Raw genomic sequence first — 14,798 nt, 5'->3', positions numbered from 1 at the left:
ATCACTTCACCGCCACAAAAAACAGACGGGCCGCATCATCCACCGCTTCTACCCACTCGAAATCGGCGTAGATGGTCACCTCGCGGAATCCGCAGCGCAGCAGCTCGCTTCTCATCCATGCCGGGTCGTAGGCCCGCTGGGTATGTGTTTCTTCGAACCGACGGTACAGCCCCGGTCCCTGCTCCTCTTCACGGGCGAAGATCGACAGATGATGCTCGATCTCATTGCGAAAGGCATCCCGTTCACACGTCCAGATATAGGACACACTGAGCTCATCCCAAATAAACGGTTGCTCCTCCTCATATCGAATCAAGGTGTTGGGATGATGCACGTCGAACAGGAAGGTTCCCCCGGGCTTCAGTGCTTCGTATGTACGTCGGAAGGTGCGAACGATATCGTCCTCTTCCAGCAGATAGTTCAGGCAATCGCAAAAAGAAATGACGGCATCAACCGGCTCGGGCACGGTCCATTCCGTCATATCCTGCTGCACCCAGCGCACGCTGCCCTCGCGGAACAAACGGGCGCCCTGGGGCGTTGCTTCCATTTTGCGGCGGGCCACCGCCAGCATGTCCGCAGACAAGTCGATACCCGTCACCTCAAACCCGGCATTCACCAGCGGGATCGTGATGCTTCCGGTACCGCAGCCGAGATCGACGACCGTCCGAGGCATCCCATGCCGCTCCCAAGCTGTGCGGGCAAACTGGATCCAGTCCGGATAAGGCATGTCTTCCATCAATTCGTCATACACGTAAGCAAATTTCCGATATGATGCCATGGGTCTGCACGTCACCGCTTTCTGTCTAGATGCTGCTTGCTACTTAAGCTTCCGTCTGTTTGGAATCGTCTCCGCCGGCTGCCGGCGACTCGACCAAATAGGTCCAGTTTTCCTTCTGGACCACCTTGCCTTCCTTCATCAGCTTGCCGATCGCCCGCTTAAACGCGGATTTGCTGATCGCAAATCGCTGCTTAATCAAGTCCGGCGGCGTCGCGTCGGAATACGGCATGCCTCCGCCTGGGCGGCTCTCCAAATACGCGAGTATGCGCTCCGCGTCCTGGCCCATGCCGATTTCCTTACGCGGCGCCATCGCCAGGTTCACACGCCCGTCCTCGCGAATATGGGACACGCGAACCTGCATACGTTCACCTAGCCGCAGCAGACGGCTGCGTTCCGAGGTGTGGATCATGCCGATCGCGCCAAACCCCAACACGCCGCCCTGAACGACAACAAACGTCCCCATTTGCAGCGGCTTGTAGACGATAGCGTCCAACCATTGGTTTTTCCAGGATTCCGGCGCGTGGAAGGCATGTGGAGCGAGCTCTTGCTCACCCGCCAGCTTCGCTTTGAGCCGTCCCTGCTTGTCGTGCTCCATGATAACGTACACCTGATCGCCAACCTGCGGATGCAGTTCTTTGAACTCGGGCAGCTCACGGATCGGCAGCAGTAATTGACGGCCCAGCCCCATCTCCAGGAAGCAGCCCAGCCGGGGATGGACGTCCGCCACCTCAAGCAACGCCAGCTCGCCAAGCGTCAGGTGCGGTTTTTTCATCGTGGCCGCCAGACGATCCTCCGTATCGAAGAACAGGAACACTTCAACCGTTTCCCCCGGCTTAACCTGACGGGTCAGCTCAGAGTAGTGGAGTAATACGTCCTGCCCTCCCGCACTAAGGAAATAACCGTATGGCGACACTTCGCGATCAATGGGTAATGAAACAATTGTCCCTGCGACCAGACTCATACCGTCTCCACAACTTTGGCATCCGACCAAAGCCGCTCAATATTGTAATATTCGCGCTCATCGCGATGGAATACATGAACGACCACGTCACCTAGATCCATCAGCACCCAGCGGGCGGAATCCATGCCTTCAATGCCGCGAACGTTCGCTCCGGCCTCGTGCGCTCTTTTTCGGATTTCCGTCGCGATCGCCTGCACCTGCGTATCCGAGTTCCCGTGGCAGATCACGAAATAATCCGCAATCAAGGAAATCCCCTTCAAATCCAGCGCTACGATATTCATCGCTTTTTTATCATCTGCGGCTTTCACCGCCATGTTTAATAATTCGTTCGAATTTACCGCCATTCACTCAGCCTCCCTTGGTTTTGTTCGGTTTACTATCAAATCATTGCGCGCCAATAATGTCAGCGGAAAGATCGGTTTCCCCTTCTCCAGTAAAAAAGAGATCGTCGAGTCGAATCCGGCAATCAGCGCATCTTCCAGACTCGTCTCCGCCAGCTCACGAATCTTCTCCACACCGGGGAACTCCCGTCCCGGCTCGATATAATCGGCCAGGCAGACGATTTTGTCCAGCAGGGTCATCCTCTCCCGGCCCGAGGTGTGGTAGCGGATCGCGTCCAGCACCTCCTCATCCTCCACGCCGTAATCCCGTTGGGAGATAAAAGCCCCAACCTCGGCATGTAGCAGCTGCTTGTCATGCCGAAGCAATTCGGTATTCAAGCCGTTATCGCGGATGACCGCCTCCTGCTCTTCAATGGGCCAAAACTTGGCCAAATCATGCAGTAGGGCGGCCAAATCGGCTTTGACCGGATCGGCTCCGTACCGTTCGGCCAGAAGGACCGCGCTTTCCATCACGCCTTCGACATGCTTCCAGCGCTTAGACGGCATCCCCGCCGACACGGCGGCGATCAACTCTTCACGGTTGTAACGGCTGTAACCCATACAATCCGCTCCTTGTCATATATTCATACACGGCGTCCGGAACCATATACCGGATCGAACGTCCTGCGGATAAGCGGCTGCGGATCAAGCTCGAGGAAATATCGACGAGCGGCATTTCTGCTAGCTGCACCGCTTCCTGGATAAATGGAGGCAATGCATCCAGCTCCAGGAAGCTCCCGGGGCGCTGCAGTCCAATAAACGAGAGCATCCCGGCCAAATCCTCAATCCCTTCCCATTTCGGGAGATAGTTGACCATATCGGCCCCGATAATGAAATAGAACTCCAGATTGGGATGCAATGAACGAATCTCCCGGATAGTATCCACGGTATAGGATACCCCGCCGCGGCGCAGCTCAATGTCGAGCGGTTTGAAAGCCGGATGGCTGGCGATCGCCGCCTCTACCATCTCCAGCCGCTGCTGGCCGCTGACACCGGCCTGATGCTTATGCGGAGGGATATGGGAGGGCATGAACCAGACCTCTTCCAGATGGTATTGTTCTCTGGCGGCCTCCGCCGCCAGGAGATGGCCGAGGTGAATTGGATCAAACGCCCCGCCCATAATGCCAATTTTTCTCATTTTGCGTTTCCTCCGAACCTATGGAAGTTCGATTTGTTTGTATTCGCGGGACTCTTTATACAAGATAATCGTCCGGCCGATCAGTTGAACCAGTTCGGCGCCGGCGCCATTCGCCAGCTCCTCGGCGATTTCCTGAGGATCGTCCAGATTATTATTCAGCACGGAGATTTTGATCAGCTCCCGACGCTCCAACGCTTCCGAGATTTGTTTAATCATATGCTCGTTCGTGCCGCCTTTGCCTACTTGAAAAATCGGCTGCAGCCCATGCGCCATACTGCGCAGATGACGTTTTTGTTTTCCCGTTAACATTTCGTTTCATGACCCCTTAATATTCAATTATGCGACAACTTCCTTTATTGATGCATGCTCTTTAAAACCGCCGCCCGCATCGCTTCAACCGGAGCGGACCGGCCAGTCCAATGCTCGAACGCGTAAGCTCCCTGGTAGATGAACATCCCAAGTCCGCTATGGATTGTGCATCCTCTCACCTCAGCCTGCTGTAAGAGCTCTGTCTTGAGCGGATTGTAGATCAGATCACTAACGACAATCCCCTCCGGAATCTGCCGCGAATCCAGCGGACAGTCCCCGACATGCGGATGCATGCCAACGGAGGTTGTGTTGATGATGAGGTCGACTTCCGCCAAAATTGCATCCAACTCTTCCATCCCGCAGCCGGTCAAGCGCCCGAGATGCGCCCATTCGTTGGCCAGCTCACGCGCTTTCTCAGTGGTACGATTGGCGATAGTCACTAGGCCCGGCCCCTCCTGCAGCAGCGCATATACGATCCCGCGCGCAGCGCCGCCGGAGCCCAACACCAGCACTCGTTTGCCTCTCAGATCTGGAGCCGCTTCCTCTTTTAAGGAGCGAATAAAACCGATTCCATCGGTGTTGTACCCGGTGAGCACACCGTCGTCGTTGACGATGGTGTTCACCGCTCCGATCAACCGGGCTCCCTCGTCAATCCGGTCCAAGTAGTTCATCACTTCCACTTTATGCGGGACCGTGACATTGATGCCCCGGAACCCCAGCGCGCGGATGCCCCGGATCGCCTCCTCCAGCCGATTTCCCTTGACGTGGAACGGCAGATAAGCGCCTGCAAGCCCGCAGGCCTCAAGCGCAGCCGTATGCATGACCGGTGATTTGGAATGCTGGATCGGATCGCCGATGACGCCGAGCAGCAGCGGCTGCCCGGTGCGACTGTCTTCCCGCGCCCGTGCTTTTTCCCGTTTCTCGTGATTCGCTTGCTCTCCCATCGGTTCTCCTCCGCTTTGCGTTGTTCCGTGAAAAATCTCCATAAAATAAGGTTAAAGAGTAACGCTATTCCCCCTAATCAAGCTATTCACAGGAAAATAGCGGTAATAAATCACCTTAATTCCTCGAAAACCGGCCATTCGGACACTCTTCTCCCCAAATAGAGTGAAATAGTAACGCTATTCTATCTAAAATACACGTATAGCAGAAAATAACGCTGTTTTTTATTCTTATTGAAGGTAAGGAGCGTCTATCACCAATCACCAATTAAATCAACGAAGGCCGGACGAGCACCTTCACGCCTTTGGGCACATGCGCCGCAACGACCGCGCCAAAGTCATTATTGATCTTGATCCAACCCAGGCCGGAAATAAACAGGTCGCTTCGGCTGCCCTTCGGAATCCGGAACTCGTGGCGTGTCCACTCGGGCAAAGCCTCAAGATGCTCCTTGCTTGGCGGCGCGAGCATCACCCCGGCATGCTCGGCGAACAACTCGTCCGCCCGTTCCAGCTTCGTGCGATGAATCGGCACCCGGCCGCTGACAAAGCAAGTGAATGATTGGCGATCCCCTTGAATGAAATCAAACCGGCCAAAGCTGCCAAAAAAGAGCGACTGTCCCTCGTTCAACTGGTAAACCGCCGGCTTGAGTGCTTTGTCCGGCATAATAACGCCCAAATCGGACGGGGCTACCAGTTCGCTGTATCGAGATGGATACATAATCCCCGGCGTATCGATGATCGCCCGGCCGTCATCCAGCGGAATGTGCACCATATCCAGCGTGGTCCCCGGATAACGCGAAACGGTTAATTCCTGCTCCAGATCGCTGTAATCGCGAATCAACCGGTTGATCAACGTCGATTTGCCAACATTGGTTGCGCCGACAACGTATACGTCACGATCACCGCGTCGTGCCGCCACCGCTTCAAGCAACCGGTCGAAGCCGCTGTTTTGCTTAGCGCTGCACAGGACAACATCTTCAATCTTCAGCCCCAGGTCCTTCGCTTCCTTCTGTACCCAGTTCCGAACCTTGTTCCAGTTCGTGACCTTGGGCAGCAGGTCGGTTTTATTCACCGCCAGCAACACTGGATTGTTCCCGACAAACCGCTGAAGCCCGGATATCACGCTGCCTTGGAAATCGAACAGGTCAACAATATGGATGACCAACGCTTCCTTGCCTCCGATCTGCGACAGCAGGCGCAAGAACTCGTCTTGCTCCACTGTAACCGATGAAGATTCATTGTAATTCTTAATCCGGAAACAGCGCTGGCAAATCACCGGTTCCTTCGTAAAAGCTTGTTCGGGAACAAATCCCGGCTTGCTGGGTTCTTCAGTTTGCAGCAAAACGCCGCATCCGCTGCAGCGAAGAGCGCCTTCTGCATTCTGTACTTCCATCATCGCTTCTTGTCCTCCTCGAGCCATAATCCAACCTTGCCCAGCCGCCGCTTCACGATGCGCTCCAGTCGGCGGTTGATCTTCGTGCCCATCCCTTCGTCCTGAACGGCAATCGGGAGCACGAGCACCGTATAGAGCCCCTGCCGGTTACCGCCAAACACATCGGTCATCATTTGGTCACCCACAACGATCGTCTCCTGCGGCCCAAGGTCCATCATTTCCATGGCTCGGTGAAAAGCCGCGCCGGACGGTTTTCTGGCTGCGTGCACAAACTCAATATTCAAAGGGTTTGCGAATACTGACACCCTGTCCAAATTATTGTTTGACACAATCACGAGTTTAAACCCGTATTTCTTCACTTTCTCAAACCAACCGATCAGTTCGGGAGTGGCGAGCGGCGCTTTGGCACCGACCAGCGTGTTGTCCAGATCGGTGATGATGCCGCGGTAGCCTTTGGCATAGAGTCCTTCCAGATCGATATCGAATACGCTGTCCACGCGTAGATTCGGCATAAACTTCTCAAACAAATACGTTCACCTCGGTTTCATACGACAAACTATACCATATTCTTCCCCCATCATGCTTCTATTTTAAAAAAGAAAACGCCTCCCGCGCAAGCGCAGGGGCGTCAATGGAGCCTATTTGCTAGAATCTCATTCTCAGCAGTTCTGCCGAGAAATGCTGTCTGAAGCGGTAATTCAGCCGATTACCCTCCGAGGTACCGCTTGCCGCTGACCGGTAAAGCTTGCTTCCAGCCGTTCCCGCCGGCTAATTTGACAACTCGTCGGGATAATTCCCGTGCCGCACGCCAATCCGCAGCGGCAGGGTTCCGGCCGTAATTCGCCTGCTCATAAATGAGCAGCAGCGGATCTAGCGCCTCAGCAAGCTGCGGACGCTCGAGCTTCCACCGTCCGAACGCTTCCCGCAACGTTTCTTGGTCACCGCGGACGAAGCCTCTGTGGCGCAATCGTCTAACTAGCCGCAGCGTCTCATAGATCGCCTTTTCCCCCGGCGTCAGCGGCCGGCCCAATCGCAGCCTTAACCAAAGGAAATAAAGCTCCGAGCGCAGCTGATACAGCGTCCATAACAGCAGCACAATTACGGCTGTAACGAAAATCCGCTGCATAACGATCGGATCCAGTTGGGAGAAGAAGCTATCGTCGGCTGCCGATACCTCCGTATCAGTGTCCGTATCCAGCGCGAAGGCCCCTTCGCTCTCCTCCGGTGCTTCCATGATCGGTGAAACAAAACCTGGCGTCGCCTCGAACGGAATCCAGCCGTAATCGCCGAAATACAGCTCCGTCCAGGAGTGGGCGTCGGCATTGCTCACATTGTATGCTCGGCCCAGCTCCGGACTTCGCATCATCATATCGTCGCTTGGCTGGCTGCCGGGGGCATAACCTTTAACCCACCGAGCTGGAATGCCCAGCGAACGGGCCATGACGACCATCGCGGTAGAGTAATAATCACAATATCCCTGCCGAATCTCGAACAAGAAGCTGTCCACGAAGTCATCGCTGCGCTTGCGGGCTAAATCCGGTTTGTTGGTATATTCGTAATTCTGCCGGAGGTATTGCTGCAGGAGATCCATTTTCGCATAGGGTGTCTCGCCTTCCGCGGTAATCTCTTCGGCTAAATCTTTGACCCGTTGCGGTAAACTGCTCGGCAGCTGCAAATATTCCTCTGGCGCACCTTCCGGAAATAACGTTTCGTAACTGGCCTGTTCCAGCTCCTCGAGCGGAATCAATGGGATATTGGCTACCACCTTGTATTTCCGAGGGTAATCCGGCAAATCACCGGGATCACGGTAACCGTTCCAGAACAGCTCCGCTTGTTTAACGGTCCAGCGCATATCCGACTGCTGCCGGTCGTCAAGCAGCTCGACACTTTCGATAGCGTATCCGCCAAACAGTACGGGGTACACTTTATCCGTATTCATCGTCACCGTTTGCTCGACCCGCATCGTCTCCACCTTGCCCGGCTGCTCGTGAACAAGCGGGTCAGCGTTAGGTGCGCCGCGATAGCGTTCAGTATCACGGCCTTCTTGCTCAAGATCGGCCCATCCCTTACCGGAATAGATACGCCGGGTTTCTCCCCGCCAATAAGACCTCACCGGCGTATCAATGGACATCACTGGGCTGTAGCTGAATTCGAAGCCATCGCCAAGCGTTTTGTCGTCCCGGCTGTAACCGGAGACAACCTCCTCCTTGACCGCTGACGGGCCATCCCCAAGGGCGCCGGACAGCGCGGAGGGTCCGCCGCCTCCTCCCCCGCTTCGTTTAATCCAGGCGGTATACGGATCAGTTAACGTCGGCGAGACCGAAGGCATACTGACACCGATCAGCAGTACACAGGCAAACACGATGCCAATATTCACAGCAATCTTGATCGGGCTCTGTCGTAGACGTTGCCAACCCTGAGGATACTTCTTGCGGTATTCGTAAAAATGGGCGCTAACCAGCCAACCGAGGCCGGCGAAGACAATCCAGGCTACGTTCTTCCATAAATAATAACGTGTAAAAGAGTCCAAAATCGCAAAAGCAATCAGGTGAAATGCTATAAACAACAGGATTCTCGGGCGGTTCACGATCAACCGCAACACGACCTCCAGCAACGCCCAAGCTACAAGTGAAAACCAAATATATGGCGTAAAGGTCAACGCCATCCCGCGGAGTTGATCCGGATAAAACGGACCTATCGGGACGTACACGCCATAACTGGTCAATATAAAACGCCATACGGTCAGGAGTACGATAATCTTTATCGTCCATTTCCATCCTGCCTGCACCGGCAACAGCCATTCCACTAAGGCCATCATAATAATTGTTACGGTCACCAAGGTCGTCGTCACTGAAAACCAGAGCGGCTCCGTAAAGTCGACCCATTGCATGGAAATAATGACCACCCAAAGCAACGTCAGCGTCCGATAAGCCTTCGGGAGCTGAGAGCTTGCAGCTAGTTTCACAGCTTCGCACCTCCCATCGCCGCAGGAAGCTCGCGGAGGGAGGAAACATAAACGCCGCGTAGCCCACGTTCCTGCAAGGTTCCTTGCCAAGCGGAGCGCTTACCGGCTCGGTAAGCATTCGGTGCGCCTGCCGTCGGGGATTCATCCCCAATCTGGATGTGATAAGGGATCATCTGCCGAGATTTGGCCAACCTTAGCATGGCGAGCACCTTATCATCCGCCAGCGGGCTGATGAGGATAAAAAATGCTCCCGGCTGAAACAATTCCTGTTGTGCTTCTAAGCGATCCTTATAGTTGCCGAAACCGTCCGCGTTGATATCAACGAGTTGGTGCAGCATTTGCTGCCGTTCCAGGTAGCTTTCCGCCGGCGGGAAGTTTCGGAGGGTCTTCCCCAAAGTGCAGAGACCCATGCTAATCCGTTCTCTAGCCCCGTATTCCAGCAGTGAAGCGGCCGTGGAGACGGCTAATTCAAATTGCGCAGGACGGAGATATCCGCTGGCATGGGCATCCAATACCAGAAGCATTTTCGGCAGCGATTCGTGTTCAAACTCCTTGGATTTCCAGGTGCCTGTCTTCGCGGTGGCACTCCAGTGAATGCGGGAAATTCGGTCCCCGTACACATAATCGCGTACCCCGTTAATCTGGGTCGATTCCCGGCGCGACAGGGCAACGGCCGTCTCCGGACCGGCCAGCCGCGAATTCCGGCTGTACAGCTCCCAATGCGGGATGAACACCGTCCGCGGAAGGATTCGAAACTCCCCGCCGGTCTGAAAGACACTGGTATGCTCCACCAGGCCAAAAATATCCTCGGCACTGCAGTTCGTACCGGTAAACGCGTATTTGCCGCGCTCCAGCGGCGGCGTCTTATATACTAGCTCGGACCTGGAGCTAAAATAAGGCACCACGCTATCCTCAAATGCCCAGGTATCCCCGTTGTGACGCCGCAGCGTTTCCCGGACGACGATGTAAGGAAGAGGCAGGAACGCCGGAAGCTGCAGTTGCAGCTTAACTAATACCTGCTCCCCGGCTTGGAGCAATCCTCCTCGTTCACCGGAAAGGGACAACGTTCTTGAACCTCGGATACGTTTCACGCCGCCAAGGCCGCCGATCGCCCAATAAAAGCCCAGCACCGAAACCATCATAAACAACATGAGCGAGGTTTTCCCGCCTTGAAACAAGACGTACAGCAGGCAGATCAGCCAGACGGACGCGACTCTCCAGAATTTGCGGGAACTGAGGCCTAATTTAACGCCTTCGACCAGCGCACGCATCGGTTACCGTCCCACGGCGACCGGTACATGGACCTGCCGGACAATTTGCTGCAGTACTTCGCCGACGTTCCGATGCCCCAGACGAGACTCCGGACGCAGCAAGATCCGATGCTCCAGCACGAACGGCGCCAGCGTCTTGATATCGTCTGGAAGCACGTAATCGCGCTCCTCCAAGAAAGCAAACGCTTTGGTCGCAGCCATAAAGGCCAGCGAAGCCCGCGGGGAAGCTCCCAGCAGAACATCTTCATGCTCCCGCGTTCGGCGGACGATCTCCAGCAAATAATCAGCCAACGGTTCGCTGATATGTACATTCTGTACCTCGCGCTGGATGGGAGCAATCCCTTCCATGGTTGTAACCGGTTCCAATTGATCAGCGGGCTGACCCTGGCTATGGGAGCGAAGCATCGCTTTCTCCGTAGCGGCGTCGGGGTAGCCGATGCCAATCTTCATCATAAAGCGGTCCAACTGGGCCTCAGGCAACAGATAAGTTCCCTCGAAATCGATCGGATTCTGCGTTGCGCAGAGCATAAAGGGATGGGGAAGCGGGTAGGTTACGCCGTCGGCGGTTACACTTCGCTCCTCCATGACCTCCAGCAAAGCGGATTGCGTTTTTGTGGTGGCCCGGTTGATTTCATCCGCCAACAAAATATGGGTCATGACCGGACCCGGCCGGAATACGAATCGTTCTTCATGGGGATGAAAAACCGAAACCCCCGTAATATCGCTGGGCAAAATGTCCGGGTTACATTGAATACGCCGGTAATCGCCGCTCATCGATCTGGCCAGCGCCTTCACAAGCTGCGTCTTGCCTGTACCGGGTACGTCTTCGATTAATACATGGCCGCCGGCCAACAGTGCCGAGAGCAGCAGTTTGATCTCAAACGATTTTCCTAAAATACACGACTCCAGGTTGTTCTTTACGGCGTTCAAAGTTTGCATCGATTGCTCATGTACGGGCACGCATTTTCCCTCCCAAATAAGACCTGTATATATCTACCTATTTTACATGAAGATAGATAGGGAGTACACAGATTAGCCCGTAAAAAGCAATATTTATTTCAAAAACTAACCTTTTGGTCGTACGACCAAGGCGGCGAGAAAGGAAAAGATGATCGCCGCGGAAATCCCTGCACTGGTGACGTCGAAAATCCCGGTGATAACACCGATCCATCCGTCCCGCTGCAATTCAGTCAGCGCCCCGTGAACCAGCGAATTACCGAAGCTCGTAATCGGCACGGAGGCCCCTGCCCCGGCGAACTTCACCAGCGGATCGTACCATCCGATCGCATCCATCACCGCACCGGCAACAACCAGCGAGCTCATCGTATGCGCCGGGGTCAATTTCAGCACATCCATCATCAATTGGCCGATCACGCAAATCAACCCGCCAACCAAAAACGCCCATACAAATATCATCTTCCGTTATCCTCCTGTTCCAGGGCGACCGCGTGAGCGATGCAGGGAATGCTCTCACCTTGCTGGTAAGACAGCGGTGACAAGAGGGCACCCGTGGCAACGATCAGCACCCGGTTTAGTTCCCGGTTCTTTAATTTTCGCAAAATATGGCCGTAGGTGACGACTGCGGAACAGCCGCAACCGCTGCCCCCGGCATTAACATAAGGTTGTTTATCCCGATCGTAGATCATGAGCCCGCAGTCGTTAAAATCCGTTTTGTCCATCGGGACACCATCTTTATCAAGGAGATCCTTGACGATAGCATGTCCCACCGATGCCAAGTCTCCGGTGACGATCAAATCGTAATCCTCAGGTTTACGACCTGTGTCACGGAAATGAGAGACCAGCGTATCCGCCGCAGCCGGGGCCATCGCCGCCCCCATGTTGAACGGATCTTTGACGCCGAGATCCTGGATCCGGCCGATGGAGGCATGGGTGATGCGGGGGCCGGAGCCTTCCGTCGATACGACCGCGCAACCCGCTCCTGTGATCGTATACTGGGCCGTCGCCGGTTTCTGAGAACCGTATTCGGTCGGATAGCGGAACTGCTTCTCCACGGTACAGTTATGACTGGCCGTACCGGCCAACACATAACGCGCTCCCCCGGCGTCGGCCAGAAAAGCGGCGAGTGCCAGACTCTCCATCGAGGTTGAGCAGGCGCCAAACACGCCGAGATACGGAGCGGCAATCGTGCGGGCTGCAAACGTCGCGGTGATAATTTGATTCATCAAATCCCCACCGATGAAGAAGGACAGGTCTTCCCGGTTGATGCCGGCATGGACCAAAGCTAACGCGGATGCATGTTCCAGCAGCTTGCGTTCGGCTTTTTCCCACGTTTTCTCGTCAATCTCCAGATTGTCATAGACGAAATCAAACGTGTGGGACAACGGCCCCTCCCCTTCTTCAGGTCCGACGACTGTCGCCGCCCCGATGATCGCCGGTTTGGAGCGAAATTCCCAGGTTTGTGCGCCGATCAGCATGGATTAATGCACTCCCCCCAGGCCGAAGATGACATGGATCACGCCCACAAGGAAGGCGGCAACGACACCGAATACAATCACCGACCCTGCCAGCCTGAACATATTAGCGCCAACGCCGAGAACAAGTCCCTCCGCCCGGGATTCGATCGCCGAGGAGCACATCGAGTTGGCAAACCCTGTCACCGGTACGGCTGTACCGGCCCCCGCCCATTGGGCGATTTTATCGTAGACGCCCATCGAAGTGAGCACGACAGAGGTGAAGATCAACACGGCAACCGTAGGACTGGCGGCCTCCCGTGCCGTCATACCGGCAAAGGTCATGAACAGCTGCTGGATACATTGGCCGATCAAACAGATGAGCCCGCCGACCAGAAACGCCTTCAGGCAATTGCCCCAGACGTTCGTTTTGGGTTTATGTTGGTCGGCAACCTGCTTGTAGTCTTGCTCCGTCAGGAGCAGGTGGTTCAGCTTGACCCGGGCTCCCGGCTTGTTTTTCGCTTTTGCAGGCAAACGGCATTCCTCCTTATTTTCCTAACTTGCACGGTATACTCATTATTTGTCATCCGACCGCTTGTTATGTTTGGAAAATCATCCATGGCGAACGGCATGAAAAAACCCGCTGGATCGAATTCCGGCGGGTTTGCGTCAGGGGGTACTTCAGTCCTTTCACAGATACTGAAGAATGATGACCAGCAGGATGAATAGAAGACAAATTATAAGCCAATCTTTAGCATATATTTCCATTAAGCTGAGCCTCCCTCATTCGCCCATCAGACTGCTGCTTGGTGCAGTATATGCCGCTTGGGGAAGCCGGGTACCGTATGGGTTTGCCTTAAGCGCAATAACCGCATGGACAATCGAAAAAAGGTAGTTCATACTAAGATGGAATGTTCACTTGCGAATATAGAAAAAGGAGAGACTACGATGAATCAAAAAACGCGCGAGCTATTTAAGGAGTTGACGGAATTTCCGGCGGCGCCTGGATTTGAACGAGAATTGCGCGCTCTCGTCAAAGGCAAAATGTCGGCCTATACCCAGGAGTTCGTACAAGATAATCTTGGCGGATTGTTTGGGGTATTGCGCGGTGACGAGCAAGGGCCTCGGGTAATGGTCGCCGGACATTTTGACGAGGTTGGTTTCATGACAACCGGGATCAGCGATAACGGCATGGTTACGTTTCAACCCCTCGGCGGTTGGTGGAGCCAGGCCGTATTGGCACAACGCCTGCAAATTATTACGCCTGGCGGCCGGATCACTGGCGTTGTCGGATCGATCCCAACGCACCTGTTAGACGAGTCGCAGCGCAACAAGCCGGTGGACATCAAGACGATGTATCTGGACATCGGCGCGGACAGCCGCGAGGAAGCAGAAGCCGCAGGGGTGCGGATCGGCCAGCAGATCGTGCCGATTTGCGAGTTCACCCCGCTCGTGAATCCGAAGAAGATCATGGCGAAAGCCTGGGATAACCGCTATGGCGTAGGTTTGGCGATCGAGCTGATGGAGGCGCTGCATGGTGAGAAGCTGCCGAACATCGTATATGCCGGTGCGAACGTGCAGGAAGAAGTCGGCTTGCGGGGTGCGCGGACGGCGGCCAATCTGATCAAACCGGACATTTTCCTCGCCTTGGACGCCAGCGCCGCTAACGACATGACCGGCGATAAGAAGGCGTTTGGCCGGTTGGGCGACGGCGCGTTGCTGCGTATCCTCGATCCGACGATGATCACCCACCGCGGATTGGTCGAATATATTCGCGATACGGCGGACACGCATAAGATTAAATATCAATACTTTGTGTCACCGGGCGGCACGGACGCCGGTCAAGTACATCTCAGCGGTACCGGTGTGCCATCGAGCGTTATCGGCATTTGCTCCCGCTACATCCATACGTCATCCTCAATCATCCATACGGATGATTACGAAGCGGCTAAGGAGCTGCTGATCCGCCTCGTGCGCGGGCTGGACCGCACGACCTTGAACACGATCTTGGAGAACAGCTAAGCGCCGTGAAAGTAAGCTTTTTTTGATGTGGTGAGTGAAATGTGCAGAAAGTGCAGGATTTGATCCACCAAGTGTTTGTCTTAGGTCAACATGTTGTAAAACATACAACATTTCCGCTCGCAGATGACGCAATTACCTGAAAATGTTGTCCAATATGCAACATTTCGCTTTGAAAACCGCATATCCCATCTTGTTTGTTGCAGTTTCTACAACATTTCTGAGGGAGCAGCGC

Annotated in this window: 16 protein-coding genes; 1 reads left to right on the top strand and 15 read right to left on the bottom strand. The window is 54.8% G+C overall.

Features of this window, described 5'->3' with window-relative positions; all coding sequences use genetic code 11:
* Window position 1: 1 nt before the first annotated feature.
* The 15 genes from M0651_RS12915 to spoVAC all read right to left on the bottom strand — a co-directional run bounded on the left by M0651_RS12915 (window position 2) and on the right by spoVAC (window position 13,078).
* On the bottom strand, window positions 2-775 hold the full coding sequence (locus M0651_RS12915; RefSeq protein ID WP_248552147.1) for a class I SAM-dependent DNA methyltransferase: 774 nt from the start codon (window positions 773-775) through the stop codon (window positions 2-4).
* A gap of 43 nt (window positions 776-818) precedes the next feature.
* The gene (locus tag M0651_RS12910; RefSeq protein ID WP_248552146.1) at window positions 819-1,736 is read right to left on the bottom strand and encodes a CvfB family protein; all 918 of its coding nucleotides are present in this window, start codon (window positions 1,734-1,736) and stop codon (window positions 819-821) included.
* Window positions 1,733-2,080, bottom strand: a complete 348-nt coding sequence (rsfS, locus tag M0651_RS12905; RefSeq protein ID WP_248552145.1) for a ribosome silencing factor — start codon at window positions 2,078-2,080, stop codon at window positions 1,733-1,735. Before rsfS ends, M0651_RS12910 begins: the two co-directional genes overlap by 4 nt.
* On the bottom strand, window positions 2,081-2,677 hold the full coding sequence (gene yqeK / locus M0651_RS12900) for a bis(5'-nucleosyl)-tetraphosphatase (symmetrical) YqeK (protein ID WP_248552143.1): 597 nt from the start codon (window positions 2,675-2,677) through the stop codon (window positions 2,081-2,083).
* Window positions 2,652-3,254: a nicotinate-nucleotide adenylyltransferase gene (locus tag M0651_RS12895; RefSeq protein ID WP_248552142.1), complete on the bottom strand. Its 603-nt coding sequence runs from the start codon at window positions 3,252-3,254 to the stop codon at window positions 2,652-2,654. Before M0651_RS12895 ends, yqeK begins: the two co-directional genes overlap by 26 nt.
* Before the next feature lie 18 nt (window positions 3,255-3,272).
* A complete protein-coding gene (gene yhbY / locus M0651_RS12890; protein WP_248552141.1) occupies window positions 3,273-3,563 on the bottom strand; it encodes a ribosome assembly RNA-binding protein YhbY in 291 nt (96 codons plus the stop codon).
* 44 nt (window positions 3,564-3,607) lie between these two features.
* On the bottom strand, window positions 3,608-4,507 hold the full coding sequence (gene aroE, locus M0651_RS12885; RefSeq protein ID WP_248552140.1) for a shikimate dehydrogenase: 900 nt from the start codon (window positions 4,505-4,507) through the stop codon (window positions 3,608-3,610).
* A gap of 265 nt (window positions 4,508-4,772) precedes the next feature.
* Window positions 4,773-5,900, bottom strand: a complete 1,128-nt coding sequence (gene yqeH, locus M0651_RS12880; protein ID WP_248552139.1) for a ribosome biogenesis GTPase YqeH — start codon at window positions 5,898-5,900, stop codon at window positions 4,773-4,775.
* Complete coding sequence (locus M0651_RS12875) at window positions 5,897-6,424, bottom strand: YqeG family HAD IIIA-type phosphatase (protein WP_248552138.1); 528 nt, start codon at window positions 6,422-6,424, stop codon at window positions 5,897-5,899. Before M0651_RS12875 ends, yqeH begins: the two co-directional genes overlap by 4 nt.
* Window positions 6,425-6,603: 179 nt before the next feature.
* Window positions 6,604-8,862 (bottom strand): DUF4129 domain-containing transglutaminase family protein, encoded by a 2,259-nt coding sequence (locus M0651_RS12870; protein ID WP_248552137.1) that lies wholly within the window; start codon window positions 8,860-8,862, stop codon window positions 6,604-6,606.
* A complete protein-coding gene (locus M0651_RS12865) occupies window positions 8,859-10,133 on the bottom strand; it encodes a DUF58 domain-containing protein (protein WP_248552136.1) in 1,275 nt (424 codons plus the stop codon). Before M0651_RS12865 ends, M0651_RS12870 begins: the two co-directional genes overlap by 4 nt.
* Before the next feature lie 3 nt (window positions 10,134-10,136).
* Entirely contained in the window at window positions 10,137-11,093 is a 957-nt protein-coding gene (locus tag M0651_RS12860) for an AAA family ATPase (RefSeq protein WP_248552135.1), read from the bottom strand.
* A gap of 105 nt (window positions 11,094-11,198) precedes the next feature.
* Window positions 11,199-11,549 (bottom strand): stage V sporulation protein AE, encoded by a 351-nt coding sequence (spoVAE, locus tag M0651_RS12855; protein ID WP_248552134.1) that lies wholly within the window; start codon window positions 11,547-11,549, stop codon window positions 11,199-11,201.
* Entirely contained in the window at window positions 11,546-12,568 is a 1,023-nt protein-coding gene (spoVAD, locus tag M0651_RS12850; protein WP_248552133.1) for a stage V sporulation protein AD, read from the bottom strand. The genes spoVAE and spoVAD overlap by 4 nt, the downstream gene beginning before the upstream one ends.
* A gap of 3 nt (window positions 12,569-12,571) precedes the next feature.
* Complete coding sequence (spoVAC, locus tag M0651_RS12845) at window positions 12,572-13,078, bottom strand: stage V sporulation protein AC (protein WP_248552132.1); 507 nt, start codon at window positions 13,076-13,078, stop codon at window positions 12,572-12,574.
* A gap of 414 nt (window positions 13,079-13,492) precedes the next feature.
* Here spoVAC and M0651_RS12840 point away from each other — a divergent pair, with 414 nt between their 5' ends.
* A complete protein-coding gene (locus M0651_RS12840; protein ID WP_248552131.1) occupies window positions 13,493-14,566 on the top strand; it encodes a M42 family metallopeptidase in 1,074 nt (357 codons plus the stop codon).
* Window positions 14,567-14,798 lie beyond the last annotated feature (232 nt).

The sequence above is a fragment of the Paenibacillus mellifer genome (assembly GCF_023195895.1).
Taxonomy (GTDB): domain Bacteria; phylum Bacillota; class Bacilli; order Paenibacillales; family Paenibacillaceae; genus Fontibacillus; species Fontibacillus mellifer.
The sequence above is the reverse complement of the archived record's forward strand: the minus strand, read 5'-3'. Positions and strand labels throughout refer to the sequence as shown.